Genomic DNA, 23,803 nt, shown 5'->3' on the forward strand with positions numbered 1-23,803 from the left:
AGTCCTTGCCCGCCAGGCCCGTTGAGGCGACACCGTTCGCGATGGCCTTCACCGGAACACCGTTGGACTGGGCGATCATCAACGACGTCACGTTGGAGAACCCGAACTGGAACTGGCCCGAGACGACACCCGGCACGATCGCGGCGCCGCCCTGCGCGAGCGTCATCGACAGTTTCAGACCGTGCTTGCCGTAGAAGCCCTTCTTCTGGCCCAGATAGACCGGGGCGACATCGACGATGGGGATGACCCCCAGCTTGACCGTGGTGGTACCGCCGGACGAGGAGTTCTTGTCCGAGGCGCCACCGCCGTCGGACGAACCGCAGGCCGACGCGGCGACCAGGAAGGCTCCGACCGCGATACCGGCGAGCAGACGACGCATGGCTCCTCCTGTGCAGACGAAAGGGTTCCGACAGGTTGTGCGCACACCGCACAATGGTGCTCAGCGCGAAGGTAGAACCCCGTCCGTGCCGGGCCAATGGCCTTGGCTGACAATATTGTTGACAGTTATCGAAGTGCGCTCTCGACTCGCGCCAAGAGCGCTCCGTGAGTCCCTCTGGAGGCGACGATGCCTGCAGCAGACCGAGCGCCCCACTTCGTCCGATCCTTCGAACGCGGACTCGCCGTCATCCGCGTCTTCGGCGCCGACCGACCGGAACTGACACTCAGTGAGGTCGCGCGCGGCTGCGACCTGACCCGTGCGGCGGCCCGCCGTTTCCTGCTGACCCTGGTCGATCTCGGCTACGTCCACACGGACGGCCGGGTCTTCCGGCTCACCCCGCGCGTGCTGGAACTCGGCTACGCCTATCTCTCCGGCTTCACCCTCCCGGAGATCGCCCTGCCGCATCTGAAGCAACTCGCCGAACAGGTGGGGGAGTCGAGCTCGCTCTGTGTCCTCGACGGCGACGACGTCGTGTACGTGGCGCGGGTACCGACCCGGCGCATCATGGCGGCGACGATCACCGTCGGCACCCGCTTCCCGGCCCATGTCACCTCCGTGGGCCGGGTGATCCTCGCGCACCTCACGGACGAGGAGATCGACGCCCGGCTCGAGCGAGCCGATCTGCGCCCCCTGACCACGCGCACGATCGTCTCGCCGGACCTCCTGAAAACGGAACTCGGACGGGCCCGGCGCCAGGGATACGCCATCGTCGACCAGGAGTTGGAAGAGGGCCTGCGCTCGGTCGCCGCCCCGGTGCGGGACCGGGACGGCGCCGTCGTGGCGGCCGCGAACATCCCCGTGCACGCCAGCCGCAACAGCCTCGAATCCGTCCGCCGCGACCTCCTTCCCCACCTGCTGGAGACGGTCGCGCGGATCGAGCGGGACCTCGCGGTCAAAGATCCAGTACGAGCCGTTTCCCGCGACAGCGGGACACGCAGATGAGCATCGTCCCGCCCGCCTCCCGCTCCTCATCGGTGAGCACCGAGTCCCGGTGGTCCGGGGTCCCTTCGAGCACCTCCGTCTCGCAGGTCCCGCAGGTGCCCTCGGTGCAGGAGAAGAGCACCTCGACACCGGCGGCGCGCACGGTGTCGAGGACGGAGACGCCAGGGGCGACGGTCACCGTGCGCCCGAACCGCTCCAGGACGACCTCGAACTCCGCCTCCCCGCCCGCCTCCTGGACCTTGGGCCGGAACCGCTCGACGTGCAGCAGCCCGGCCGGGCAGCGCTCCTCCACCGCGTCGAGCAACGGCCCGGGGCCGCAGCAGTAGACGAGGGTTCCCTCGGGAACCCCGTCCGACACGGGGGCGAGGTCCAGCAGCCCGGACTCGTCCTCGGGAGCGAGGGTGACCCGGTCCCCGTACCGTCCCAACTCCTCGGTGAACGCCATGGAACCGCGGGTCCGTCCGCCGTACAGCAGCGTCCACTCGGCGCCCGCCGCCTCGGCCGCGGCGAGCATCGGCAGGATCGGGGTGATGCCGATGCCGCCCGCGACGAACCGGTAGCGCGGGGCGGGAGCGAGCGCGAAGTGATTGCGCGGACCCCGGACACGGACCTTGTCCCCCTCGCCCAACTGGGCGTGCACGTAGGCCGATCCACCTCGCCCGTCCGGCTCGCACAACACCGCGATCCGCCACGCCCCGCGGTTCGCCGGGTCACCGCACAGGGAGTACTGCCGCTCCAGCTCCGGCCCGAGCACGACATCGATGTGGGCACCCGGCTCCCAGGAAGGGAGTTGGGCGCCGAGCGGATGCCGCAGGGTCAGGGCGAGCACGCCGTCGGCGACGAAGTCCCGCCGTTCGACGACGAGTTCGGCTTCGTACAAGGTCATGAGCCCTTTCCCCGCGATCCAAGGCCGCCACCGTTTCCGTTCCCGTACTCGTACCCGCTCCCGCTCCCTCTTCCGTGCGGCGCCTGGCCGGCGGACCGTGGCTCGTGTCCCTCGGGATGGGCGAGCATCCACTCCCACATCGCGACCGGGTCCTGTGCGGTGTGCTCGGCGCCGCAGTGGCAGGTGCCGTGCAGCACATCGGTGCCCGGGAGCCAGTCGACGCGGTAGATCTCGCCGGTCGGACCGGTCACCGCACCTTCTCCATCGGCTTGTCGCCCTCCTCGACCAGGCGGGCCAGGATGCGCCGGGCCGCGAGACCGCCCGTGTCGATGTTGATGCTCAGCTCCTGGTAGCCGTCGCGTTCGGTGGCGAGGGTCTTCTGGAGGAGGTTGAGCGCGTCGACGTCCTGCATCACGACGGTGTGATTGAAGTCCCGCAGGAAGACGGTGACTTCGTCGTCCGAGCGGGCGAAGTCGCGGGACACCGCCCAGAAGTCGTACACCTTGCCGTCGCCGGACGGCGTGATGGCGTACGTGATCTCGGTGTGGAAGGCGTTCGGGTCACTGCCGTCCGGCTCCGGCAGGACGCCGACCGGCGCGATCCTGCTGTGCAGCAGATAGAGGCACGGCGCGTGGTACTCGATATCCTGCCAGCGCGTGATGCGGCCCTCGATGCCGGTCGAGCGGGCGTAGAAGGGCGGACATTCGGCGTCGTCCATGTGCCGGGAGACGCGCACGATACCGGCGCCCTCGTCGACCTCGGTGGCGATCGGCGTCTCGGCGACCTCGGGCGTGCCGATGTAGCCGCCGTGCAGATACGTCTCGTGCGACAGGTCGAGGAGATTGTCGACGAGGAGTCCGTAGTCCGCGTCGATGGGTTCCATGCCGCTGACCGTCGTCCAGTCCCGCGAGTCCATGTGCGGGGCGCGCGGAACGGCCGCCGGGTCGGCGAGCGCCGGGTCGCCGATCCAGACCCAGACGAACAAGTCCTGCTCGACGACCGGATAGGAGGCGACCCGGGCGGTGCGCGGTATCCGTTTCTGCCCCGGCACGTACACGCAGGTGCCCGTCGTGTCGTACGTGAACCCGTGGTACCCGCAGACGATCCGGTCACCGTCGAGCCGACTCTCCGAGAGCGGGAAACGCCGGTGCACACAGCGGTCGGACAGAGCGACGGCCGTCCCGTCCTCCTCGGTCCGATAGAGAACGAGCGATTCACCGAGAACCGTCCGCCCGAGCAACTCCCGCCCCACTTCGTACGTGTAGGCGGCGACGTACCACTGGTTTTTGGCGAAAGCGGTGGTGTGCGGCATCTTTGCGGCTCCCGTCTGTCTGTGGTGGCGACATCGTCCGGAAGGCCGTCACCGGGGCGCAACAGCGCTTCCGTCTCGCGGAAGGCTGGTTGGAAAGTGCCTGCTCAGAGGTGTGATGCGAGGTGGGACGTCGATGTCCGTTCGCAGTGAGGGTGGCAGCCATGCTCTGTGTGTTCGCTGAGGGCTGGCGTCGATCTATGGTCTCCAACTTACGAGACATTGAACCGTTCCGGGTTTGATCGAGACGTCATGACGCCCGGGCGCGTGGGTGGCTGCCGAACTCGACTGCCGAGGGGTGGTCACCGGATGCGGGCGAACTGAGGTTTGGCTTGGATGGGCCGCTTCGTCGTCGGAGCCCAAGAGCGAAACTCGTACCGACGGCGGCAGGCGCCCGCGGGCATGGACGACGTCAAGGGCCACGGCCTGGCTGGCCCAGGGCCCGAAGGGCAGGACGGCCACGGTGTCCCTGACCGGCCTGAAGCCGGGCGACGCCTACCTCGCCCACCTGCACGCCAAACACTGCTCCGATGACAACGGCGGAGACCACTTCCAGTTCAAGATGGGCGGCCCTGCGATGCCGCCGAACGAGGTGCACCTGGCGTTCACCGCCGACAAGTCGGGCTGGGGATGACGACGACTCCCGCAAGACGGGCAAGGGTGCGGTCGCGGTCGTGCTCCACACCCGCGACGAACAGGACAACTGGCTGGCACGCGCCGACTTCGGCTTCTGAGGGCATGGGCAGCCCTGCTGGGGTGCGTGGGTGTGCTGCTGTTCCTCGGCGGCACACCCACGCACCCCACACCAGACTCAAGGACGCGACACCGGCACCCGGCGCCAAGGTCGGTACCAGCGTCATCGCGCTGACCTTCGGCACCCTGCTGCCCGGCTCCATACCGAAGGTCAGCGTGACCGGACCCGACAACACCCAAGTGTCCGTCGTGATTGACGGCTCCGTCACCTGCGCCGCCGTGGCTTCGCGGCCCACCGGCGTCAACACCCTCACCTATACGGTCGTCGCGCGCGACGGCGACGCGCAGACCAACCACTTCGAGTTCCGGGTCGTCGACGGTGCCGCGGCCGCCGCTAGTCCGCCCGCCTGCCGGGGCCGGAGCCTGCCGCCGGTACCGGAGGCGAGCGGGCACAACACGATCCTGCGACTCGGCCGCACCACGGCGCTGGGCGTGCTGGCGGCCGCTGTCGCGGTCGTAAGCGGGTGCGTTCGCGCCGTGCGCAGGCGGCGAGGGGCGGGGCCGACGGTCAGGAGCGCCAGGACGGCACACGCGGCCGTCGACCGGCAACACCGGACAGCGCCCCCGCCGCCCCGCATGCGGGCGCGTCGCGGCGCGTACCCGGGGGTATGCCGCAGCAACCCGTGCAGTGGCGTGCAGTCGCGCTGCGGTCGACGTGTTTCCTATGGCGCACCGTGTGGAGTGCATTGCGATGCTCGAACCGGCCGCGAAGGGCTCCTGCGTGCTGACGGGTGGCCACGTGAATGTCGTCTCGTCAGCCATCCGCATCGCGTAGGCGGTCTTCGGCGCGGTGGTCGGGGTGGCGGTCAACGTGCTGATCCGGCCGTCGGTGGACCTGTGCGACGCCCGCTCCGCGCTGAAGGATGCGACTCGTGAGGCGGAGGGAAATCTGGGCGCGGTGGCCGACGGCGAGTGGGATGGGCTGGCGGCCGGGAGCTGGCACGGCCGGGCACTGCGGCTGGGCCGGCTGGCCGACCAGGCACGTTCGGCGATCGGCTGGGGCCGGGAGGCCATGCGCGGCAATCCGCGGGGACGCCGCAGGCGGCTCCTTTCCTCGCACGGCAAGGCGCACGACGATGCGCTTGTCGTGCTCGACCACGTCGCCGTCCCACCGTGGGGGTGGCACGGACCATGTGGGAAATCGCGGAGAGCGGGAGGGGGCCCGGCCGCCCGCGAACATCGCCCACGTCTACGCGGACTTCCTGCGCCCCACGGCGCGCGGCCCGGTTGTACGGTCGGACCCGGTTCGCCCCGGGCGGCTCTGACGACCGTACGGTGGAGCAACTCCGCGAGGCGGTCCCGGAGCTCCAGGCGCCCCAAGCGGCCCGCCGGCAGCTGTCGGGAGCCGTGCCCGACGGCCCGCGCGCTGGTGACGTACAGAACTTGCTGGCGCAGGCATACCGCCTGGCCGACCACCTCGTCCGGGACTAACGCTCCCGGCCTCGCCGTCTGCGAAGACCGCCGGGGATCGCGCGGCTGGGTGGGTGACGGGCCGGGCCGGCTCGTCGTCGGCAGCGACCGGCTACGGAGGTCAACGGCTCATCAGGGAGAAGGCGGTCGATGTCCTGCACGGCTGGGCCCGGGCGCGTGCTCCGGGTCGGTGTGCAGGCGGGCGAAGTCGATGTCCTTCGCCACGGTGATGCGGGCGCCCATGTTGCGCTCCATCATTTCCAGGGCGGCCTCCTCCAGATGGGGGTGGATGGAGGCGGCAGCGTCCCTGGGTACGGTGACCCCCAGAAGGCGGATGTGTGCGTCCAGCGCAGAGTAGAGGATGCACTGCTCGGTGACCTGACCGGTCAGCACCACATGGCCGACACCGAGCCGCCCCAGGAGGTAGGCGAGCGGCGTTTCGTAGAAGACGGAGTGGCGGGCCTTCACGACGAAGAGCGACTCGTCGTCGGGCCTGATCGGCTCGATCAGGTCGGCATGCGGCCGTGCCAGTGCGGTGTCCACGAGTTCTCCGTGGTGTGAGCGCCACAGCCCGAAGTTGTCGTTCGCGTAGACGACCGGCACGTCCGCCTCGCGGGCCCGGCCGATCAGCTCCGCCAGGACGGGCACGACCCGGCGGACGGACGGAACGAGCAGCTCGGCGTCCTCGTGGTCGTATGTATTGATCATGTCGATCACGACGAGAGCGCGCCCCGCCGTGTCTGTGTCCGCGGCCTGCTCCACGGTCTTCGCCGTCCGTCCGGTGTTGGGTGTTTCGGCGCTGTCAGCCGCGCCGTTCCGGCAGGACCTTCGTGCGGTAGAAGTGGAAGAAGCCCTGCTGGTCCTTGCCGATCTGGTTGACGTAGACGGTGTCGAATCCCGCCTCGACGAACGCGGACAGTGCCTCGGCGTGCGTGTCGGGGTCGTCGCCGCACGGTACGGAGTCCGACACCTGGCCCTCGGTGATCAATCCGGACGCCTGTTCGAAGTGGCGTGGGGTGGGCAGAATCTGCGGGAGTTCCCCGGGCAGTTGCTCGTTGGCCCACAGGTGGTGCGCCGTGCGGAGCGCCTCCTGGCGGTCCGTGCCCCAGCACACCTTCAGTCCGCCGTAGACCGGCTTGTTGCCTCCGCCGCCGCGACGGAAGCGCTCGACCAGGGCGGGGTCGGGCATCACGGTGATCAGGCCGTCGCCGATGCGTGCCGCGACCTCGGCGGCCTGCGGGCCGAAGGCGGAGACGTCGATGGGCACCGGTTCGTCGGGCAAGGTGTACAGGCGGGCGTTCTCCACCGTGTAGTGCTTGCCGTAGTGGCTCGTCTGCTCGCCGGTGAACAGCTGACGGATGATCTGGAGCGCCTCCTCCAGCATCTCCAGGCGTACCGACGCCTCCGGCCAGGGCGTGCCCAGGATGTGCTCGTTGAGTGCCTCGCCGGTGCCGACCCCCAGTCGGAAGCGGCCGCCCAGCTGGGCCGCGCTGGTGGCGGCCGCCTGGGCGATCACGGCAGGATGCGTGCGGACGAGGGGGCAGGTCACCGCCGTCTCGACCGGCAGTGAAACGGCCTGTGACAGGGCGCCGATCACCGTCCAGACGAACGGACTCGAGCCCTGACGGTCGTTCCACGGGTGGTAGTGGTCCGAGATCCAGAGGGAGTCGAATCCGGCCTGCTCGGCCATCCGGGCCTGATCGACGAGTTCTGCCGGGCTGTGCTCCTCGCACGACAGAAAGTATCCGAAGTCGGGCATCGTCTCTCCCTGTGAAGCACGTGGTCGCGGCCGCCGGGAACGCGCTGCCGAGTACCCGGCGGGCCGGGGGCCTAACGAGGCCGCCAGCCGACTGGTCCCAGGCGATCCCGTGGGGGCACACGGCGTGAGCCGCGCACCGGCCGTCGCGCACCGGCCGTCGCGCACCGGCCGTCGGAAAGTGAGTCTGCGCCGCAGGGGGCGGGACGAGATCCTGGGCACTGCATGCAGCGACCTCGACCTCACCGTCTTCCTTGAAGCCGCCAGCATCGCCGACCCCGACGCTGTCCTGGATGACCCTCAGTGAGTCGAGGGGACGACGGCCGCGTGCATCGGCTCAACGCGGCCTGAGGTTCGAAGCGTTGGCGCCACGACACGATGGCTGCTCCGTACGGGCTTCCCTCAGCGGCTTCCGTCCCCGGCAGGTGAGTCGTCGGGATTGACGCCGGTGTAGGCGGAAGCATCTCTTTTGCCGCTGGGGCGGCGGGACGCTCCGTGGCGCCCGGTGTCGTGCGTGCCTTCGGACTTTCCTCGGTCTTCGGCGCGAGCGGTCAGGCTGTCTGAGGGCGTGCCCGCTGCTGATGCTTCTTTCTCCTTCTTCGTAGGTGCCTTGCGGGGCTCGTCGGGCTCCGGGGCGTATTTGTCGGGGTGGAAGGAGCGGTGGGCGCTGGGGTTGGGCTGCTGTGGCTCGTCGTTCACGGACGGACCCCAGCGCAACTGACGCTCTCCCTCGGATTTGCGCGGCCCTGGCCCCTGCGGGGGCTGCTTCGCTGTCTTCGCCATTGCGGCGCCTCTCGTTCGTCGCGGGTTGCGGGGTGGCTCCCCGCGCCGGACATGACGCCGCGCGAGTGCCCCGTCTAGTGCGCAGAAAACATGACATAGCAGCCCAGTCTGGCTTCCGTGTTGTGCTGGGCTGTGGGAGCGGGGCGTACCGCTGGTGTAGCAGGTTCAGAGTCCGGCAAATGTCGGAAAGGATCATCGGTCCGGGGGCCCCGCACCCGGACCGGCCCTGGTGATGGTCCGCCGGGCTTACTGCCGGACGGTAAGGCGGCGTCTGTCTCGGCTACTCATAGGCGGATTTCCGGCTCACTCGCAGCCGCCCCGCGACCTCCGGCGGCTTGATCCTCTGCTCGAACAGCTCGGCTGCCTGCATCCGTTCTCCCGGCGCTGACGCCCCGCGGACGCCCGGGATGGTCGGCGAGCTACTGGGCGGCCGCCGACGTCGCGCGGTCCGGCAACAGGTCGACGGGCTGGTGGGATTCGATGTCGACCAGGATCGTGCCGTAGGTGTTTGGGGCCCTTGCACAGTGCGAAGTCGTCCACCCCGAGCACCCGCGGTGTCAAGGTCCATGGCCGACCCGTGTGCTTGGTCAGACCGGTGCCCACCCTTCGGATCCCGCCCATTCCAGAGCCAGGAAGATCTCAGGTTTAGGAGCGGACCGCGGGGTGACCCAACGAGTGGACGGTTTTCTGTAGCAGGACAGGGGCGTGAGCGGTTGTGGCTACGGACAAGAAGGCTCAAGCCAAGGTCGAGCAGGCCAAGGGCAAGACCAAGAAGGTCGCCGGGAACGCGGTGGGCAACGAGTCCCTGAAAGCAGAGGGACAGGCCGAGGAGTCCAGGGGCGACCTGCGCGCGGCCAAGGGGAAGACCAAGGACGCGATCAAACCCAAGTGACCTATCACGCCCGATCCCGGCAGCCGCCTCCCCGTTGGCTGCCGGGACCGTGCTGTCCGGCATGGCGCCGGGGGCGCCTTCATCCGCCCCGGCATGGTGAAGGCCGAACCTCGCCAAGGGCGGTGACCACTCGTCGGCCTCCACCGTCGCGACCAGCACCGAAGCCGGACGAGGAAGCAGGACCGTCAACTCGACATCACACGTCGCCAGCCTGCCACGACGGGCCACCCGCCGAGGCCGAGGGCCAACGTCGTCCCTCGGCAGCTGTCTCCCCCCTGAGCATCAAGAGCCTGGGAGGGACCCCCCGCCCCGACGACGACGGGAGAGCCGATGCGTACGCCGCGCCAGCCGTCCCAGCATTCCGTGAACGACCAGAAGTGGTCCGCAAGGTCGATCACCGCTACGGAAATCTTGGCAGAGCCTGATTCATGACACTTCCTGAACTGACACACCCGAGGTCTGATGTGCGGTTCATGAGCGGGCTTGGGGCTTGGGGCGCGGCCGTGGGCAGGTTGGCGCAGGGCTCCGGCGGGCCTGCCTTCGGCGCGTGGGGGCGCGAGATCCGTATTCAAATCAGGGGACGGGGTACTCGTCGCCCATGAACCCGACCTACTTCGAAACGGCCATGTCGAACGCGGCGGTCGGCGCTCTCGGTGCGTTCATCGGAGGCCTTGTCGTCGTGGCGGCCCTGGTGTGGGCCGTCCGGCTCGGTATCGCGGTGCGCCGACGGGAGTCCGATCCCCCCAAGCCGCACGAGCATCCCCGGATGCCGGAGAGCGGACCCACCTACGAAACATCGGAGGTGCGGGAGCCGGATGAGGTGGCCACGGACGGGCGCGAGCGTCTGACGCAGCACGAGCTCCACGGTTCCGGCAGCAGGCGCAGCGAGGACCAGGCCCGCCCGCGCTGGAGTTCGGAATCGCGTGACTCCTTCGGCAGCGGTGGCCCGGGAAACACATGAGCCCGGCATCGGCTGAATCTCAGGAATTCAAGGCCGGCGGTCACCCCGACAGCCTGACGACCGAGGTCCGCAAAGAGGCCCGCGAGAAGAGGCTCCATCTGGACATTCAGCGCAACGCCTACGCCCGGACCGCGGTCGCTGCCTTCGCGGTCCGCGCGCATCCCGGGGCTCCGGTCGCCGCCCCGGTGAGTTGGACGGAGGTCGAGGACGGCGCCGTCGGAGCGCGCGGCTTCACCCTGCGGGACATCTCTGCGCGCCTCGAAGTCAACCCGTGGCAGGACGCGTTCCGGCGGGGCCGTTCGCTCGGCGGCGCACGGCGCCGGCTCGACCGGCTGCGCTGACCGGACGACGCGTCCGGCGTCCTGCGTCGGTCATTCGTCCGCGCCGAGCGTTGCTCAGCCGTCCGGGCCGAGTGGAATCCGCAGCGCACTGCGTTGCTGCCGCCACGCGGCCAACAGGTGGGCCGCCAGCCGGTCTTCGAGGAAGCCGGTGACCCGGACGCCGAAGGCGACGTCGGGTTCGAGTTCGGGTTCGCTCGCCAGCAGACCGCCGACGACGTCCCGGCGCACCACTTGCTCGTGGACGGCGTCGGCCTCGACGTGCTCGTCGTAGAAGCGCTGCGCCGCCTTGCCGGCGCCGACTCTGCGCAGGGCGGCGGCCAGGCGTCTGGACCCCGGTGAGGAGGTGACTTCCACCGCGGCGAAGTGTCCGACCAGAGCGCCCCGAAGGGCTCGGTGCAGGCCCAGCAGGGACATGAGATTGACCGTGGTGACCGCCTCGGTGGGGGCCGCGTCGACGTAGTGGCCGTAGGCCGTGCGCAGGCCGAGGTCGGCCATGAGGTCCGCGAAGAGCCGGGCCTGGGCGTCCTCCTCGCGGCCGGCGCCGAACTCGTCGAACTCGATCGCCACCATGGCCGCCTTGGCCCGGCCGTACAGGCGTGGGACGACCCAGGCGTGCGGATCGGCCTCCTTGAGGTGGTACAGCGAGCGCAGGGCGGCGTACTCCCGCAGCTGCCACAGTTCGCCGTCGTGTTCGAGGAAGTGACCGACACTTGGCTTCGTCGTGGCCGACCGGTTCGAGCAGCAGGGCTTCGAGGGCGTCATCGGCGTTCGGATCGGCGGTCACATCGTCGCGCAGGGCCTTCAGGAAGCGCAGTTCCAGAGACCGGCGCAGGGCCAGCAGTCCGGGGTCCCACTCTCGTTCGTCGCTCACCTCGGCGAAGCCACGGTAGTGGAGTTCGTACAGCGTGTAGAGAGCGAGCTGTACGTCGTCACCGTACGGATCGGTGTCCTCCAGGCCGTGCGGGAGCGCGGGCAGCGGGGTGCCGTAGCGCAGGGTCGAGGCGAGAGAGCGCGATATCTCGCCCCGCGGTGCCGGAAGGAGGGGGCCTCTCACGTCGTTTCCCGCCTGGCCCGGCGTCGGTGACTGGTGTCGCACCAGGGGTAGGTCCGGCTGCGTCGGCAGGTGCAGATCGCCGCCCGGAAACGGCGGGAAGCCACGACCGTTCGGTCCTCCAGCACCACTTCGACCGGACCCTCTACGAGAAGAGGGCCCTCGCGGTCCACGGTGACGCGGCGCGGTCGCTCAGGCTTGCCAGGCACGGATGACCACCAGCTCTTCCCGGTTGTCGTTCTCATCGGTGACCAGGCTTTGGTGCCGCAGCCAGGTCCGGCGTGAGTTCAGCACGGGGCCGAAGGGGACGAGGGCGCGGTCGGTGACCGCCGCCTCGAACCCCGCGCGGGCGAGCCGCCGCAGCGTCGGCCGCGTCCCGCACAGGGCGGAGTGGACGAGCAGCAGTACGCCACCCGGGCGCAGAGCGGCGGGCGCCTCGTCACAGACGCGGTTCACGAAGACACGCCCGTCCGGACCGGCGTCCCAAGCGCGCTCCGGGGGCCGGGACGGCAGCCGGAGCGCGGGGGACGGAACGTAGGGCGGATTGCTCACCACCAGGTCGTACGTCCGTCCGTGCACGGCCGCTGTGAGATCGCCGTGGCGAACGATGACGCGACGCCGTGCGAGGAGCGCGTTGAGGCGCGTGGTGAGAACGGCGCGCCAGTCGATGTCGACGGCCGTCACCCGCGCCCCCAGTCTCGCGGCCCTCAGGGCAAGGGCCCCGCTGCCGGTTCCCAGGTCGAGCACGTCGGTGCAGGGGCCCACGCGCTCCCGCGACAAGGCGTGCATCAGGAGCTCGGTGTCCTGTTGAGGCGCGTACACGCCGGGCGGCGTGATGAGCGGGACCTCGCCGGGCATATTCATCCGGCACCTCCCAATTGCGATTGGTCCGATTGATGCCCATATATGCAACTCTGTTCTCTGGGTTCCCCTCGGTTGGAGACATACGCGCGATCTTCGTGGCCGTGTGCGCGGGCGACCGGGCTCGTGTCGTCGGTCCGGTGTCCGCTGAGGCAGGTGGGAGCAGAGGGATGGGTAGAGCCGCGCTCGTTGTCATCGACATGATCAATACCTACGAGCATGCGGACGCGGATCTCTTGATTCCGTCCGTGAAAGCCGTGCTTCCCCAGGTCGTCACGTTGATTCGGTCCGCGCGCCACGGCGTTCCGGTGATCTATGTGAACGACAACTTCGGTGAATGACGATCGCATCACGGAGAGATGCTGGAGAAGGCGTTGTCGGGCCTGCACGCGGATTTGGTCCGTCCCATCGCCCCGGACGAGGACTCGCTCTTCGTGGTGAGGGCACGGCACTCGATCTTCTATGAGACGCCGCTTAATTATCTGCTGCTCCAGCAGAGCATCGACCACCTCGTTCTGTGCGGCCAGGTCGCCGAGCAGCGTGTGCTGCACTCGGCGCTCGACGCGCACATCCGGCATCTGCGGGACCGTTCCCCACGACGCGGTCGCCCATATCCACGAGGATCTCGCCGACGCGGCACTACTGATGATGAAGCGGAACATGGATACCGACAACCCCGCAGCGCGCGACGTCAGATCAGGGTGAAGGCGGCATCGTCATTTATCGACTGACCGCTGAGGGAGTCGGGCTCCGGACTCGTGCCGCGGCAGTCGGGTCAGGGATGGAGCAGGGTCTTGACCATGGCGTCCTCCCTGGCCTGGAACATCGCATAGGCCTTGGGGGCGTTCTCCAGCGGCATGGGGCTGGCCGCCCCGCCGTCCACGCCCGACACGGAGACCGTGCCGCCGCGGCGTACCAGTGTGCAGGGCGGTGAGCCGGTCCACGCCGGCCCGCTCCATCAGCGGCTGGGCGACACTGTCGGGCAGCAGGCCCGTGACCCATTGGGCGGCCTTGGCGATCGGGGTTCCGTGCGCCTTCATGCCGACGGCGTCGATGACCGCGTCGGTACCCCGCCCGTCGGTCAGTTCTTGGACGGCCTCGACCAGCTCGGCGCCTTAGCGACGTACGTCGAAGCACGTGACTCCGTGCGCGGAGGCCCGGTCAGCGACGGGACCGATCCCGATGACCAGGCGAGCTCCGCGATACCGTGCGATCTGTGTGGCCATGTCTCCGATGGGGCCGAGACCGAGGTCCTCAAGAAAGGCTTCGCCCTCGTCCGGGGTCGGCACGTCTCCCCTCCACGGGCCCGCCACAGCACCTGCAGTCAAACACTGGTCGAGCCGGTACGCACGCCGGGTGGCGTCATCGGACGCGGGTCAGCCGCTGGTCGGGGGACCCGGCAGGTGCTGGTTGTAGCGGCGGGCGGCCCGGTCGTTGAGCACGCTGCCCCAACCGCGCACCTTTTCCGTCACCGTATGGGCGGGACGGTCGATGCCGTGGCCCTGCACCATGCCGCCTCCAGCCGCGCCTTCGCCATTGCCGTCAGGCGGGTTCGGGAGCAGCCGGGCGGCGAGCCCGCTCAGACGGGTGACCGTCGTGGGCGCGACACCGTGTGCCACCGACGCGGCACGCGCCGCGGGAGTGAGGACCAGGCGGGTCCGTCGCCGCTCCAGAGCCCGCAGAATGCGCTCGGCCGCGCGCTCGGCGTCCATCGAGACGACGGGGGCGCCGGCGAGCGCGGAGAACCAGGCGAACTCCTTGGAGGCACGACCGCCGAATTCGGCCTGGAGGTGTGATCCGGTACGCATCAGCCCGGGATGGACCGTGGTCACGCTGACGTTCTTCCCGGCCGTCTCGGCCCGAAGCCCCTCACCCAGCGTTCCTACGGCGGCCTTGGCGCACGAGTAGGGCAGCAGATGCGGAACGGCCAGCAGACCGCCGACCGAGCCGATGAGGCACAGGCGGCCACCGGCGTCGCTGCCGTGCAGACGGGGCAGCGCGGCCATCGCCGTGTTCACGGTCCCGCCGAAGACGGCCGACATGGCGTCCTCGAAGGCTCCGCTGTCGATCGACGCCACCGGAGCGACCTGGATCACCCCCGCGTTGGCGATGACGACGTCCAGGCCGCCCTGCCGGCTGTCCGCCTGCTGGACCATGGCGTCGACCGCGGCCCGGTCGCGTACGTCGCACACGGCGGTGGACACCGTCGCGCCGGTCCGTTCCTCGACCCACGCGGCACCACGCCGCAGCTCGTCCGCGTCCCGTGCCGCCATGGTCACCCGGCAGCCGCGCCGGGCCAGCGGCGCGCACAGCAACAGCCCCAGTCCCCGCGACCCACCTGTGACCAGTGCGGACAGCCCGTCGAGATCCGACCGATGTGCGGTCGTTGCCATTTTCGTCACCTCGCTCGTGGAAGGCGTTCCGAGTACCCGCGACGGGCGCGGGCAGACAGCGCCGAACGCGTCGCCCACGGAGGCGGCGAGCCCCGGAGCCAGACCGGCCGCGAGGGCTCCGGCGAGCAGGGCGGTGGGGACCGCCGTCATCGTCGTGGGCACCCTGCGGATCGGCTCCTTGGTCTCCGGCTGCTCCTGCCCACCCTTCGTCTCGTACGCTGGTTCGTCCCCGGGCCGCTCCCCGGCGCCGAGGAACACCCGTGCGGCGACGCGGAGCGCCGCTCCCGCGGTGACGGCTGACACGGTGACGTACACGACGGCGAGGAGCCCACCGGCGGCTTCCTCCGTGACCGCTTTGCCGAGGCCTGTCGCAAACGGAGGCAGTCCGGAGAGCGCCAGCGCACCCGCCACGAACAGCCCGCCGACCCATCTCAACTCCGTTGCCCGACCGTACAGTTCGTGTTCGTCGACGCTGCCGTAGCGATCGCGGAGGATGCCCGTACAGGCGAAGAGGGCGGCCTTGGCCCCCGCGTGTCCCACGATGTAGAGCGCGATGCCCGCCGTCGCCTCGGGGCTCAGCAGCCCGATTCCGATGAGGAAGAGCCCCGTGTGGGCAACGGTCGAATAGGCGAGAAGGCGCTTCACGTGCCGTTGCTGCCAGCACATCACGGCGCCGATCATCGCGGTCAGCACGCCGATCGTCACCAGGACGCGCTCGGCGTCGGGTGCGGGGATGCCACCCGGCCCGGCGAAGACCGTGTGGTAGACCCGCCACACCCCGTACGAGCCGAGTTCCACCATGACCCCGGACAGCAGCATGCAGACGGGAGTCGGTGCTACGGCGTGCGCGTCGGGCAGCCAGAAGTGGAACGGGACAGCGGCGGCCTTCACCAGGAGGCCGGTCAGCACCAGGACGAACGCGCACAGGGTCAGGGCGTCGGGCCCGCCGAGCTCGTCGAGCCGCACTCCGATCCGCCGCATCCCGAGCTCACCGGTGCGGGCGTACAGCAGCACGATCCCGGTCAACGTGACATACGCGCCCAAGGAGTTGACCACCCCGAAGGTGAGAGCGCCCTGGACGGCCTTCGCCTCCTCGACGTGATAGCCGGTCAGGGCGTACGCCACTACGCTCATCAGCTCGAAGAAGACGAAGGCGTCGAAGAGGTCGCCCGTGAGCACGAAACCGCACATGCCCGCCTGGAACAGCAGGACGAGCGCCGGAAAGGAGCCCGCGTGCCGGGACGGTGGTTCGTCGAAGTAGCGCCAGGAGTAGACGAGTACGGCCACGACCAGGGCGGAGACCAACGCCGCCAGACCCGTCCCGGGGGCGTCTCCGACCAGGGCGATTCCCACCCCTTCGCCGCCGTGCGGGTGCCAGCCGCCCACCCACTCGACCGTGTCCGGAGCCGAGTTGAAAAGGAGTGCCAGGGCCAGGCCCGCGGTGGCCGCCGCCACCGTGCACCCGGTCGACTCGGCGGCGACGCGCGGCAGACGGCGTCCCGCGCCCACCAGCACGGCGGCGCCCAGCAGTGGCAGCGCGACGACCAGGGACAGCAGCTGGCTCATCCGCGCAGCTCGGACAGCTCGTCGGGATTCACCGTGCCGTGCCGTTTGGCGACCTGCATCACCAGGGCCAGCAGCAGAGCGGTGACGGTGGCTCCGACGACCACATCGGTCAGGGCCAGCGCCTGCACGACAGGATCCACGAGTGGCCTCGCCCCCGGCCTCAGATCGGAGAAGACGGGGGCGGTGCCGCCGTGGCGATAGCCCACGGCGAGCAGCAGCACATAGGTGGAGGACTGGCAGACCGCCAGACAGCCCACCGCGTGGACGAGATGCCGGCTGGTGGCGAGGCCGTAACACCCGGCCATGAAGATCCAGCCGGCGACCAGGTACGGCAGAACCGACATCATGACGTGTTCCCTTCCCCGCTCACTTCCCGCCCGCTTCCTCGATCTCCACGGCCTGGTCGAGGAAGCGGGCCAGCAGCACCACCACGGCGCACGCGACCTCCATGCCGACGGCCACGTTCAGCAAGGGCACGAAACCGCCCGACGCGAGCGTGTTGAACGTTCCGTACGGACTCAGGGTGTTGGCCAGGAACGACGACCCCGCGATCAGACCGGCCAGGCCCAGCACCAGATACGCCGCTTCGCCGGCCGCGTCCCCGACCTCGTACACGCCGACCGGGCGGACCCGCTCCAGGGCCCGGTAGTCGGCCCCGATGTAGAGCAGGTGCAGCGCGGTCGCCACGACGATCCCGCCCTGGAAGCCGCCGCCCGGACTGAGCTGGCCATGTGCGACGACATAGAGGCCGACGACGAGGGCGACAGGCAGCAGGACCAGGGCGTACCGGCGTACGGAGAGGGGGACGCGGGCCGGTGCGGGAGGCACCTGCCGCTCCTCGCGCGTCTGTCGCAGCAGGACCACGGTCCCCAGTACCGCGGCGAACAGGATGCTCTCCTCGCCCAGGGTGTCGAAGGCGCGCTGGTCGAAGTTGACGGCCGCGATCACATTGGCGGTGCGGTGGGCGAGCGCCGCCCGGACGGCACGGTCGCCGTAGGGATGGCTTTCGCCGCCGAAGCCAGGAAGCCGCAGGCAGGCGGCCCCGAAGAGGGCGGCGAAACCCAGGCCGCCCACGGCCAGGACCCACATCCGCACGTGACGGCTCACCGGTCGCCGTCCTCGGCATCGCGCTGCCCGCGGCGGCGCACTTTGCGCACCGACAGAAGGATCAGCAAGGGGGTGAGCGCCGAGCCGACCGCCAGCTGCGACAGGGCGACATCCGGTGCCTGGAGGACCGTGAACAGCATCGCGAGCGTCAGACCGAGCACCGAGAGCACCAGCGCCTGCCGGGCCGGATCGCGGACCAGCACGGCGGCGGTGGCGGTGGCGGCGACAAGGAACAGGGAGATCACGATGAGGGCGTCAGCCATGGCGGGCCCCGCTCGAAGCCCGGCCGTCGGCGGACAACGTGCGCGAGGCGATCACGTTTCCGGCACCGAGCAGAACGCCGACGACCACGAGTTTCACCGCCGCCCGGCCCGGACCGGTGGCCACGCACGACGCGATCACGACCGGAGCGGTGACGACGACCGCCAGCACCGTCGCCGCCCGTGCCCACGGCGGGCTCTCGCCCAGCTCGTCGGCGAGCAGCCGCGCGTACACCAGCGTGCCCACCGGGCCCAGCACGGCCAGGACCAGGGCGAGATCGGAGTAGGAGGGGCGGTCATAGCCCTGAGCGAGCAGCAGCATCACCAGACACACCACCGAGGTGCCGAAGTTCTGGGCGACGACCCTGCGCCCGAGGGGCCCGGTCGCCACGCCCCACACCACGGGGACGAGACCTGCCACCAGCAGGGCGGACGCGCACACGAGCCACGCGTTCACCGGTCGCTCACCGCCCGGCGCGCCGCTGTCGCGGCGATCGCTCCCAGCAGCGCGCATCCCAGCCCGACGAACAGCTCCAGTGGGTCGACCGTGCTGATGAGGACCAGCCAGAGAGCGGACAGCACCACTTGCCATACAAGGACTTCGGCGACCATGGCGCCCAGTCGTTTCGCGCTCATACGAGGCCCGCAGGGCTGTCGGACGAAGGGAACTCCGCGATGGGCAAGGTGGCCTCCTCGTGGTCGTCGTACCGGAGCCGGGCTCATCCGGTGCCCGGTCGGCGCTCGGGCATTCCCCGGCCGTACGGGAACACCTCGCAGGAAACCAGCTCCGAGGAGCCTGAGCCGTCGGTGGACCCTGCCCACGCCTCGGGTCAGGGACGAAAGGACCTGTCCGGCCCTGCGCCGGGAAGGCACAGGCCGGGGCGCGCGTGCCGGAGTGTCTTCCCCTCCGTCGACGCTGACCAGCACGGGGGCGGTTCGGTGATCACCGGCATCATCGTCGGCGAGAGGGGTACTTGCGCCTCACGCCACGCCCCGCGCGAGGAAGTGAGGACGCCGTGAACGAGCGCCACCCGAATGGCCCCGGGGCCAGTGATGGGCCGGCACCGAAGCCCATACCGAGGGATCTGCCCGATCAGCAGGCCACACCCGACGAAGACCCGTGGGACGCCGTCGACGCGCCGAAGCAGTGGACCGCGGGTGAGACGCCCGAGTCGGAGGATTCCGGTGCGCAGGGCTCCGGGGACATGCTCCCGGATCCGGAGATACCCGACACGGACGAGGCCGGCACCGGGCGCAGAGGTGCCCCGCACTCCGGCAGCGCCCGCCCGGAGCATCCCGTGCCCGACGAACCGTCCGCCTGACGCGTCGGCGCGCCGTGGGAGCCCGGCCGGGTGAGGCCGGGACGACCCTGACCGCAGCAAGAGCCGGACCGTAGCAAGAGCCCGGCCGCCCGAAAGGACCTGTGATGGGTGTGCGCACGTGGGTCGGTGAATGGCCCGTCTACCGTCAGCTGACCGGATCCGACCCGCTGGGACGCGGCCGGGCCGCCATGTCCGACCGGACCCTGCAGCTGAGGCCGCGCACCGACACCGCCGAACGGGTCGTCTCCTCGGTCTGCCCCTATTGCGCGGTCGGCTGCGGTCAGCAGATCTACGTCAAGGACGACAAGGTCGTGCAGATCGAGGGCGACCCCGCCTCACCCATCAGTCGGGGCCGCCTCTGCCCGAAGGGCTCGGCCACCCTCCAGCTCACCACCGGCCCGGCCCGTCGCCACGAGGTCCTGTACCGCCGCCCGTACGCCACCGACTGGGAGACCCTCGACCTGGAGGCGGCCATGGACATGGTCGCCGAACGGGTGGTCGAGACGCGGCGTCGCACCTGGGAGTGGGAGAAGGACGGGCTGCGCACCGCCCGCACGCTCGGCATCGCCAGCCTCGGCGGCGCGACCCTCGACAACGAAGAGAACTATCTGATCAAGAAGCTGCTCACCGGCCTCGGCGTCGTCCAGGTGGAGAACCAGGCGAGGGTCTGCCACAGCTCCACCGTCGCGGGCCTCGGAACCTCCTTCGGGCGCGGCGGCGCCACCACCTTCATGCAGGACCTCCAGCACGCCGACTGCATCGTCATCCAGGGTTCCAACTACGCCGAGGCGCACCCGGTCGGCTTCCAATGGGTGATGGAGGCCAAGAAGCGCGGCGCCCGCATCATCCATGTCGACCCGCGCTTCACCCGCACCAGCGCCCTCGCCGATCTGCACGTCCCGATCCGGGCAGGCAGCGACATCGCCTTCCTCGGCGCTGTCATCAACCATGTGCTCACCGAGGGGAAGGACTTCCGGGAGTACGTCCTCGCCTACACCAACGCCGCCTCGATCGTCAGCGAGGACTTCCAGGACACCGAGGACCTGGACGGCGTCTTCTCGGGACTCGACGAGGAGAACCACCACTACGACCCGCGCAGCTGGCAGTACGAAGGCGGGGAGGTGCAGGCGCCCGCAGGCGATGTCGACGAACAGTACGAACAGAAGACCCAGGGCTCGGGCCAAGCCGAGAGCCACGGTTCCGGAGGCGCCCGCACGGGCGCCCGCCCGCCACGCGACGAGACGCTCAGCCACCCGCGCTGCGTCTACCAGATCCTCAAAAGGCACTACGCCCGCTACACCCCCGAACTCGTCGAGGAGACCTGCGGAATCCCCCGCGCGACCTTTCTGCGCGTCTGCGACGCCCTGACCGCCAACTCCGGCCGAGACCGCACCAGCGCCTTCGTGTACGCCGTCGGCTGGACCCAGCACTCCACCGGCTCCCAGTACATCCGCGCCGCCTGCGTCCTCCAACTCCTCCTCGGCAACATCGGCCGGCCCGGCGGCGGCATCCAGGCGCTGCGCGGCCATGCCTCGATCCAGGGCTCCAGCGACATCCCGACCCTCTACAACCTGCTTCCCGGCTACCTGCCGATGCCGCACGCCCACGCCCACGAGGACCTGGACACGTTCGTCGAGGCGAGCCGAACCGACAAGGGCTTCTGGGGCAACATGCGGGCCTACTTCGTCAGCCTGCTCAAGGCCTACTACGGCGACGCCGCCACCGCCGACAACGACTTCTGCTTCGACCACCTGCCGCGGCTCACCGGCTCCCACTCCACCTACGAGACCGTCATGGCGCAGCTCGACGGTGTCTGCAAGGGCTATTTCCTGATGGGCGAGAACCCGGCCGTCGGTTCCGCCAACACCCGTCTGCAACGTCTGGGCATGGCGAACCTGGAGTGGCTGGTCGTCCGGGACTTCTCCCTGATCGAGTCCGCGACCTGGTGGAAGGACGGCCCCGAGATCGAGACCGGCGAGCTGCGCACCGAGGACATCGGCACCGAGGTGTTCTTCTTCCCGGCCGCCGCGCACACCGAGAAGTCCGGATCCTTCACCAACACCAACCGGTGGCTCCAATGGCATCACGCGGCCGTGGAACCGGAAGGGGACGCGCGAAGCGACCTGTGGTTCATGTACCACCTGGGCCGGCGCGTCAAGGAGCGGCTTGCCGGCTCGACCGAACCGATGGACCGGCCCGTCCAGGACCTCACCTGGGACTACCCTGTCGAGGGCCCGCTGCGTGAACCGGTCGCCGCCAGGGTCCTGGCCGAGATCAACGGACACGGTCCCGACGGCGGCCCGCTTTCCGCGTACACGGAGTTGAAGGACGACGGGTCCACCCGCTGCGGCTGCTGGATCTACTGCGGTGTGTACGCCGACGGTGTCAACCACGCCGCTCGCCGTACACCCCACACGGAGCAGGACTACGTGGCCGCCGACTGGGCCTGGGCCTGGCCCGCCAACCGTCGCATCCTCTACAACCGTGCCTCCGCCGCCCCCGACGGCAGCCCGTGGAGCGACCGCAAGGCGTACGTGTGGTGGGACCCGGCAGAGGGGGAGTGGACCGGCCGTGACGTGCCCGACTTCGTCCCCGACCGGGCGCCCGACTACGTGCCGGCAGAAGACGCGACCGGGCCCGACGCCCTGCGCGGCGACGATCCGTTCATCATGCAGGCCGACGGCAAGGGCTGGCTGTACGCGCCCGCCGGGCTGGAGGACGGGCCGCTTCCCACTCACTACGAGCCGCAGGACTCGCCCTTCCCCAACGCGCTCCATCCGTCGACCCCGCGCTCGCCGGTACGGCAGTTGCTGCCGCGCGAGGGCAATCGCTATCACCCCAGTGGCGACGAGCCGGGCGCGGAGGTCTATCCGTACATCGTCACCACCCACCGTCTCACCGAACACTTCACCGCGGGCGGCATGAGCCGTTGGTCCCCCTATCTCGTGGAGCTCCAGCCCGAGTTCTTCTGCGAGCTCTCCCCGCAGCTGGCCGCCGAGCGCGGGCTGGAGCACGGCGGCTGGGCGACGATCATCACCGCCCGCAACGCCGTCGAGGCGCGTGTCATGGTCACCGAGCGGCTCACGCCGCTGACCGTGCACGGGCGGACCGTCCATCAGATCGGGCTGCCCTTCCACTGGGGGCCCAACGGTGTCTCCACCGGGGACGCGGCCAACGAGCTCGTGGCCATCGCGCTCGACCCCAACGCCCACATCCAGGAGGACAAGGCGCTCACGGCCGACATCCGCCCAGGCCGCCGCCCCCGTGGCCCCGATCTGCCGAAGCTGGTGGCGGAGTACCGCCGACGTGCGGGAATCACCGAGACGACGGGGACGGAGACCCGGAAATGACGGACCGGAACCTGCTGAACGGCCCCGAACCGGACCCGGCCGGTGATTCCGGCCACCTCGAACACCCGGAACGGGTCGGCTTCTTCACCGACACATCCGTCTGCATCGGCTGCAAGGCCTGCGAAGTGGCCTGCAAGGAGTGGAACGCGATCCCGGACGACGGGATGCGGTTGAGCGGCATGAGCTACGACAACACCCAGGGGCTGGGCGCCTCCACCTGGCGTCATGTCGCCTTCATCGAGCAGAAGGTGCCCGCTCCCGAGGGACGCACCGAGCTCTCGCTCATCGAGGAGACGTCGTCCGCTCCCGAACCCCCGCAGGCACCGGGCGACATGCGCTGGCTGATGTCGTCGGACGTCTGCAAACACTGCACGCACGCGGCCTGCCTGGACGTCTGCCCCACCGGCTCGCTGTTCCGCACGGAGTTCGGCACGGTCGTCGTCCAGGAGGACATCTGCAACGGCTGCGGCTACTGCGTGCCCGCCTGCCCCTACGGAGTGATCGAACAACGCCCGCACGACGGGCGGGCGTTCAAGTGCACGATGTGCTACGACCGCCTCGGCGCCGGCCAGGAACCGGCGTGCGCCAAGGCCTGCCCCACGGAGTCCATCCAGTTCGGACCGCTGGACGAGCTGCGCGAACGGGCGGCGCTCCGCGTGGACCAGCTCCACGAACAGGGCGTGGAACAGGCCCAGTTGTATGGACATGATCCGCAGGACGGGGTCGGGGGTGACGGCGCCTTCTTCCTGCTCCTGGACAAGCCGGAGGTGTACGGACTCCCGCCCGACCCCGTGGTGACCACCCGCGACCTGCCGGCCATGTGGAAGCACGCGGGCGCCGCCGCGCTCTCCCTCGCGGGCGGCATCGCGCTCGCCTTCGCACTGGCCGTCCGGACCAAGGGGGCGCGATGACCAGGACCGGGCGGCGGCGCGGCGAACAACTGATGGTTCCGCGCGTGGAATTCGAGTCCTACTACGGGCGTCCGATCATCCACGCACCGTCCTGGGAGGCCCGTGACATCGCCGGATACTTCTTCCTCGGCGGTCTCGCCGGAGCCGGGTCCGTGTTCGCCGCCGGAGCCCAACTCACCGGACGCACCCGCACCGCCACCGCGATGAAGGTCTCCTCCCTCACCGCGGTCTCGCTGTCCGCCGTCGCCCTGATCCACGACCTGGGCAGGCCCGGCCGGTTCGCCAACATGATGCGCGTCTTCAAGCCCACATCGCCGATGAGCATGGGCTCCTGGCTCCTCAGCGCCTACGGTCCCGCCGCCGGTGCGGCTGCCCTCAGCGCCGTCACGGGCCGGCTGCCCCGGGCGGCTGCCGCCGCGACGGCGGCAGCCGCGCTGCTCGGGCCGGCGCTGGCCTCGTACACCGCGGTCCTCGCCGCCGACACCGCTGTTCCAGCCTGGCACGGCGCCC

Annotated in this window: 24 protein-coding genes and 4 pseudogenes; 12 read left to right on the forward strand and 16 right to left on the reverse strand. The window is 70.0% G+C overall.

Features of this window, described 5'->3' with window-relative positions:
• Positions 1-4 precede the first annotated feature (4 nt).
• A pseudogene (locus ACZ4N5_RS08160) lies at positions 5-379 on the reverse strand (ABC transporter substrate-binding protein); the annotation flags it as partial.
• Between the two features lie 186 nt (positions 380-565).
• On the opposite strand from ACZ4N5_RS08160, the gene ACZ4N5_RS08165 reads away from it, so the two are divergent.
• Positions 566-1,381: an IclR family transcriptional regulator domain-containing protein gene (locus ACZ4N5_RS08165; RefSeq protein ID WP_467756266.1), complete on the forward strand. Its 816-nt coding sequence runs from the start codon at positions 566-568 to the stop codon at positions 1,379-1,381.
• On the opposite strand, the gene ACZ4N5_RS08170 is transcribed toward ACZ4N5_RS08165, so the two are convergent.
• The 3 genes from ACZ4N5_RS08170 to ACZ4N5_RS08180 are packed head-to-tail and all read right to left on the reverse strand — an operon-like array spanning position 1,332 to position 3,579.
• A complete protein-coding gene (locus ACZ4N5_RS08170) occupies positions 1,332-2,267 on the reverse strand; it encodes a PDR/VanB family oxidoreductase (protein ID WP_467756267.1) in 936 nt (311 codons plus the stop codon). The genes ACZ4N5_RS08165 and ACZ4N5_RS08170 overlap by 50 nt on opposite strands.
• Positions 2,264-2,518 carry a hypothetical protein gene (locus ACZ4N5_RS08175; protein ID WP_467756268.1) on the reverse strand — a complete coding sequence of 85 codons (255 nt, stop codon included), beginning with the start codon at positions 2,516-2,518 and terminating at the stop codon, positions 2,264-2,266. The genes ACZ4N5_RS08170 and ACZ4N5_RS08175 overlap by 4 nt, the downstream gene beginning before the upstream one ends.
• Positions 2,515-3,579 carry an aromatic ring-hydroxylating dioxygenase subunit alpha gene (locus ACZ4N5_RS08180; protein ID WP_467756269.1) on the reverse strand — a complete coding sequence of 355 codons (1,065 nt, stop codon included), beginning with the start codon at positions 3,577-3,579 and terminating at the stop codon, positions 2,515-2,517. Before ACZ4N5_RS08180 ends, ACZ4N5_RS08175 begins: the two co-directional genes overlap by 4 nt.
• Before the next feature lie 460 nt (positions 3,580-4,039).
• Here ACZ4N5_RS08180 and ACZ4N5_RS08185 point away from each other — a divergent pair, with 460 nt between their 5' ends.
• The 3 genes from ACZ4N5_RS08185 (at position 4,040) to ACZ4N5_RS08195 (ending at position 5,760) form a co-directional block, all read left to right on the forward strand.
• Positions 4,040-4,210, forward strand: coding sequence for a hypothetical protein (locus ACZ4N5_RS08185; RefSeq protein WP_467756270.1), 171 nt, complete (start codon positions 4,040-4,042; stop codon positions 4,208-4,210).
• Positions 4,211-4,314: 104 nt separating this feature from the next.
• Positions 4,315-5,205 carry a copper resistance protein CopC gene (locus tag ACZ4N5_RS08190; protein ID WP_467756271.1) on the forward strand — a complete coding sequence of 297 codons (891 nt, stop codon included), beginning with the start codon at positions 4,315-4,317 and terminating at the stop codon, positions 5,203-5,205.
• Between the two features lie 399 nt (positions 5,206-5,604).
• Entirely contained in the window at positions 5,605-5,760 is a 156-nt protein-coding gene (locus tag ACZ4N5_RS08195) for a hypothetical protein (protein ID WP_467756272.1), read from the forward strand.
• A 111-nt stretch (positions 5,761-5,871) separates the two neighbouring features.
• Here ACZ4N5_RS08195 and ACZ4N5_RS08200 read toward each other — a convergent pair whose 3' ends face one another.
• On the reverse strand, positions 5,872-6,501 hold the full coding sequence (locus tag ACZ4N5_RS08200; RefSeq protein WP_467756273.1) for a cysteine hydrolase family protein: 630 nt from the start codon (positions 6,499-6,501) through the stop codon (positions 5,872-5,874).
• Positions 6,502-6,541: 40 nt separating this feature from the next.
• Entirely contained in the window at positions 6,542-7,498 is a 957-nt protein-coding gene (locus ACZ4N5_RS08205) for a TIGR03557 family F420-dependent LLM class oxidoreductase (protein WP_467756274.1), read from the reverse strand.
• Positions 7,499-8,993: 1,495 nt separating this feature from the next.
• On the opposite strand from ACZ4N5_RS08205, the gene ACZ4N5_RS08210 reads away from it, so the two are divergent.
• From ACZ4N5_RS08210 to ligD, 3 genes are all read left to right on the forward strand, one after another.
• Positions 8,994-9,170, forward strand: a complete 177-nt coding sequence (locus ACZ4N5_RS08210) for a CsbD family protein (protein WP_467756275.1) — start codon at positions 8,994-8,996, stop codon at positions 9,168-9,170.
• Positions 9,171-9,768: 598 nt separating this feature from the next.
• On the forward strand, positions 9,769-10,131 hold the full coding sequence (locus ACZ4N5_RS08215) for a DUF6479 family protein (protein ID WP_467756276.1): 363 nt from the start codon (positions 9,769-9,771) through the stop codon (positions 10,129-10,131).
• Positions 10,128-10,472, forward strand: coding sequence for a non-homologous end-joining DNA ligase LigD (gene ligD, locus ACZ4N5_RS08220; RefSeq protein ID WP_467756277.1), 345 nt, complete (start codon positions 10,128-10,130; stop codon positions 10,470-10,472). The genes ACZ4N5_RS08215 and ligD overlap by 4 nt, the downstream gene beginning before the upstream one ends.
• A gap of 54 nt (positions 10,473-10,526) precedes the next feature.
• Here ligD and ACZ4N5_RS08225 read toward each other — a convergent pair.
• The 3 genes and pseudogenes from ACZ4N5_RS08225 to ACZ4N5_RS08235 form a co-directional block, all read right to left on the reverse strand.
• A pseudogene (locus ACZ4N5_RS08225) lies at positions 10,527-11,526 on the reverse strand (iron-containing redox enzyme family protein).
• Positions 11,523-11,768, reverse strand: a complete 246-nt coding sequence (locus ACZ4N5_RS08230; RefSeq protein WP_467756278.1) for a CDGSH iron-sulfur domain-containing protein — start codon at positions 11,766-11,768, stop codon at positions 11,523-11,525. Before ACZ4N5_RS08230 ends, ACZ4N5_RS08225 begins: the two are co-directional and overlap by 4 nt.
• Positions 11,716-12,381, reverse strand: a complete 666-nt coding sequence (locus tag ACZ4N5_RS08235; protein WP_467756279.1) for a HemK2/MTQ2 family protein methyltransferase — start codon at positions 12,379-12,381, stop codon at positions 11,716-11,718. The genes ACZ4N5_RS08230 and ACZ4N5_RS08235 overlap by 53 nt, the downstream gene beginning before the upstream one ends.
• Positions 12,382-12,554: 173 nt before the next feature.
• On the opposite strand from ACZ4N5_RS08235, the pseudogene ACZ4N5_RS08240 reads away from it, so the two are divergent.
• Positions 12,555-13,089, forward strand: a pseudogene (locus ACZ4N5_RS08240) (cysteine hydrolase family protein).
• A gap of 70 nt (positions 13,090-13,159) precedes the next feature.
• Here the strand turns inward: ACZ4N5_RS08240 and ACZ4N5_RS08245 are convergent.
• From ACZ4N5_RS08245 to ACZ4N5_RS08275, 7 genes and pseudogenes are all read right to left on the reverse strand, one after another.
• Positions 13,160-13,634: pseudogene (locus tag ACZ4N5_RS08245) on the reverse strand (zinc-binding dehydrogenase); the annotation flags it as partial.
• A 126-nt stretch (positions 13,635-13,760) separates the two neighbouring features.
• Positions 13,761-16,343 carry an SDR family NAD(P)-dependent oxidoreductase gene (locus ACZ4N5_RS08250; protein ID WP_467756280.1) on the reverse strand — a complete coding sequence of 861 codons (2,583 nt, stop codon included), beginning with the start codon at positions 16,341-16,343 and terminating at the stop codon, positions 13,761-13,763.
• Positions 16,340-16,690 (reverse strand): sodium:proton antiporter, encoded by a 351-nt coding sequence (locus ACZ4N5_RS08255; protein WP_467756281.1) that lies wholly within the window; start codon positions 16,688-16,690, stop codon positions 16,340-16,342. Before ACZ4N5_RS08255 ends, ACZ4N5_RS08250 begins: the two co-directional genes overlap by 4 nt.
• Before the next feature lie 19 nt (positions 16,691-16,709).
• Positions 16,710-17,450: an MnhB domain-containing protein gene (locus ACZ4N5_RS08260; protein ID WP_467756282.1), complete on the reverse strand. Its 741-nt coding sequence runs from the start codon at positions 17,448-17,450 to the stop codon at positions 16,710-16,712.
• Complete coding sequence (locus ACZ4N5_RS08265; RefSeq protein WP_467756283.1) at positions 17,447-17,713, reverse strand: Na(+)/H(+) antiporter subunit B; 267 nt, start codon at positions 17,711-17,713, stop codon at positions 17,447-17,449. The genes ACZ4N5_RS08260 and ACZ4N5_RS08265 overlap by 4 nt, the downstream gene beginning before the upstream one ends.
• Positions 17,706-18,167 carry an MrpF/PhaF family protein gene (locus ACZ4N5_RS08270; protein WP_467756284.1) on the reverse strand — a complete coding sequence of 154 codons (462 nt, stop codon included), beginning with the start codon at positions 18,165-18,167 and terminating at the stop codon, positions 17,706-17,708. Before ACZ4N5_RS08270 ends, ACZ4N5_RS08265 begins: the two co-directional genes overlap by 8 nt.
• The gene (locus ACZ4N5_RS08275) at positions 18,164-18,346 is read right to left on the reverse strand and encodes a hypothetical protein (protein ID WP_467756285.1); all 183 of its coding nucleotides are present in this window, start codon (positions 18,344-18,346) and stop codon (positions 18,164-18,166) included. Before ACZ4N5_RS08275 ends, ACZ4N5_RS08270 begins: the two co-directional genes overlap by 4 nt.
• Before the next feature lie 380 nt (positions 18,347-18,726).
• On the opposite strand from ACZ4N5_RS08275, the gene ACZ4N5_RS08280 reads away from it, so the two are divergent.
• From ACZ4N5_RS08280 to nrfD, 4 genes are all read left to right on the forward strand, one after another.
• Complete coding sequence (locus ACZ4N5_RS08280) at positions 18,727-19,032, forward strand: hypothetical protein (RefSeq protein ID WP_467756286.1); 306 nt, start codon at positions 18,727-18,729, stop codon at positions 19,030-19,032.
• 104 nt (positions 19,033-19,136) lie between these two features.
• Positions 19,137-22,382 (forward strand): formate dehydrogenase, encoded by a 3,246-nt coding sequence (gene fdh / locus ACZ4N5_RS08285; RefSeq protein WP_467756287.1) that lies wholly within the window; start codon positions 19,137-19,139, stop codon positions 22,380-22,382.
• Positions 22,379-23,293, forward strand: coding sequence for a 4Fe-4S dicluster domain-containing protein (locus ACZ4N5_RS08290; RefSeq protein ID WP_467756288.1), 915 nt, complete (start codon positions 22,379-22,381; stop codon positions 23,291-23,293). The genes fdh and ACZ4N5_RS08290 overlap by 4 nt, the downstream gene beginning before the upstream one ends.
• Positions 23,290-23,803: NrfD/PsrC family molybdoenzyme membrane anchor subunit (nrfD, locus tag ACZ4N5_RS08295; protein WP_467756289.1), on the forward strand; the 514-nt coding region annotated here is incomplete at its 3' end. The genes ACZ4N5_RS08290 and nrfD, both read left to right, overlap by 4 nt.

The organism is Streptomyces sp. NPDC026500 (assembly GCF_055567635.1).

Coding starts and splice junctions, on each gene's coding strand:
- ACZ4N5_RS08255 (WP_467756281.1), bottom strand. CDS start 16,690: ATGATGTCGGTTCTGCCGTACCTGGTCGCCGGCTGGATCTTCATGGCC.
- ACZ4N5_RS08170 (WP_467756267.1), bottom strand. CDS start 2,267: ATGACCTTGTACGAAGCCGAACTCGTCGTCGAACGGCGGGACTTCGTC.
- ACZ4N5_RS08165 (WP_467756266.1), top strand. CDS start 566: ATGCCTGCAGCAGACCGAGCGCCCCACTTCGTCCGATCCTTCGAACGC.
- ACZ4N5_RS08180 (WP_467756269.1), bottom strand. CDS start 3,579: ATGCCGCACACCACCGCTTTCGCCAAAAACCAGTGGTACGTCGCCGCC.
- ACZ4N5_RS08190 (WP_467756271.1), top strand. CDS start 4,315: ATGGGCAGCCCTGCTGGGGTGCGTGGGTGTGCTGCTGTTCCTCGGCGG.
- ACZ4N5_RS08290 (WP_467756288.1), top strand. CDS start 22,379: ATGACGGACCGGAACCTGCTGAACGGCCCCGAACCGGACCCGGCCGGT.
- ACZ4N5_RS08205 (WP_467756274.1), bottom strand. CDS start 7,498: ATGCCCGACTTCGGATACTTTCTGTCGTGCGAGGAGCACAGCCCGGCA.
- ACZ4N5_RS08230 (WP_467756278.1), bottom strand. CDS start 11,768: ATGAGAACGACAACCGGGAAGAGCTGGTGGTCATCCGTGCCTGGCAAG.
- fdh (WP_467756287.1), top strand. CDS start 19,137: ATGGGTGTGCGCACGTGGGTCGGTGAATGGCCCGTCTACCGTCAGCTG.
- ligD (WP_467756277.1), top strand. CDS start 10,128: ATGAGCCCGGCATCGGCTGAATCTCAGGAATTCAAGGCCGGCGGTCAC.
- ACZ4N5_RS08235 (WP_467756279.1), bottom strand. CDS start 12,381: ATGCCCGGCGAGGTCCCGCTCATCACGCCGCCCGGCGTGTACGCGCCT.
- ACZ4N5_RS08265 (WP_467756283.1), bottom strand. CDS start 17,713: ATGGCTGACGCCCTCATCGTGATCTCCCTGTTCCTTGTCGCCGCCACC.
- ACZ4N5_RS08215 (WP_467756276.1), top strand. CDS start 9,769: ATGAACCCGACCTACTTCGAAACGGCCATGTCGAACGCGGCGGTCGGC.
- ACZ4N5_RS08250 (WP_467756280.1), bottom strand. CDS start 16,343: ATGAGCCAGCTGCTGTCCCTGGTCGTCGCGCTGCCACTGCTGGGCGCC.
- ACZ4N5_RS08275 (WP_467756285.1), bottom strand. CDS start 18,346: ATGAGCGCGAAACGACTGGGCGCCATGGTCGCCGAAGTCCTTGTATGG.